This is a genomic window from Bacillus sp. ME78, assembly GCF_903970865.1.
GTDB lineage: Bacteria > Bacillota > Bacilli > Bacillales > Bacillaceae_G > Bacillus_A > Bacillus_A cereus.
In genome coordinates this window covers 1-1,315 of sequence record NZ_CAJCKK010000079.1, presented here as the reverse complement: position 1 = coordinate 1,315, position 1,315 = coordinate 1, and the positions used below count along the sequence as shown (strand labels likewise).

Genomic DNA, 1,315 nt, shown 5'->3' with positions numbered 1-1,315 from the left:
GGATAACCAATTAAGACTTGTTTATCCACTAAGTAATTAACAGATTGCTCTGCCCACTTTGGAACATCAGGAAATTTGTGAGTGTCCGCTAAAATATTAGAAGAATAAGATAATATAGCTCCTGCAAGGATACCTGTTGTGATTAATTTGCGCTTCATAAAAATATACACCTCTACCAATCTATTGTATTACCAAATTGAGATTTTTTATTTTTATATTTATATGTTTGTAATGATGCTGACATCTATTCAATTCGGTGTAACGATTATAGTTACTTATATACACGAGTGTCAATGAATATCTTTAACAAAAATGTTTAATATTTACATAAAAAAACAATATAAATTAATTTTATTTAATAAAAATTAATAATGTGTTGACGTATTAATATATACTTAACTATAATTAATCGAGATTAATTGAGATTGATTTTCAATTTTGTATACTAGTTTTATAAGTATACAAAATTAACTTGAATTTAATTAAAAAAGTTGAATATAAACTTATATTTGTTAATTGACATCTATATACAGGTAACTGAACCAAATGTATGTTATGCTTAAAAATTTTTAAAAGATACATATTGATAGAATACCTTTTCTCTATATACTTTGCTGGGTAAAGAACCTTTATTTATGCAACTCCTTATATATATTATCCATTAACAATATAGTTAATTATTTAATAATCTCACCAACATTTATTGCAATTTTTTATTATTACTTCTTAATAAAGGGATGATGTAAATTAAATGCATGAAAATGGATAGAAATTAAGATTTAGAAGGAGAATATTTTATGAAATCCAAGTTAATTGCTACAGGAATTATTGCAGGAAGTCTACTATCCTACTCATCTAATACATTTGCGAATACTCATAAGTTCCCAGATGTTCCAGCATGGGCGGACAAATCCGTTAATCATTTAGTTAATAAACAGGTATTGAATGGTTATCCAGATGGAACTTTTGGTTCTCATGATTCATTAGACAGAGCTTCGGCCACAAAAATTATGACAAAAGTTTTAGGGATAGAAATTGACTTCGATGCAAAACCATCCTTTAAAGATTCACAAAACCATTGGGCTACTCCATATATTGCTGCAGCTGAAAAAGCTGGCATTATTAAAGGAGAAGGGAATGGCATCTTCAATCCAACTGGTAAAGTAACTCGCGCTGCCATGGCAACGATGCTAGTAAATGCTTATAAATTACAAAGTACAACACATGATAATGGCCAAAGTAAATTTGAGGATTTAAAAGGGCATTGGGGTGAAAAATTCGCCAATGTTTTAATTGATTTAAAAATTTCTAATGG

Annotated in this window: 1 protein-coding gene and 1 pseudogene; one reads left to right on the top strand and one right to left on the bottom strand. The window is 28.4% G+C overall.

All coding sequences use genetic code 11. From position 1 onward, the window contains the following. Positions 1 to 158: pseudogene (locus H6481_RS28120) on the bottom strand (S-layer homology domain-containing protein); the annotation flags it as partial. 639 nt (positions 159 to 797) lie between these two features. Between H6481_RS28120 and H6481_RS28115 the strand changes: the two are divergent. Then, positions 798 to 1,315: S-layer homology domain-containing protein (locus H6481_RS28115; protein ID WP_182813802.1), on the top strand; the 518-nt coding region annotated here is incomplete at its 3' end.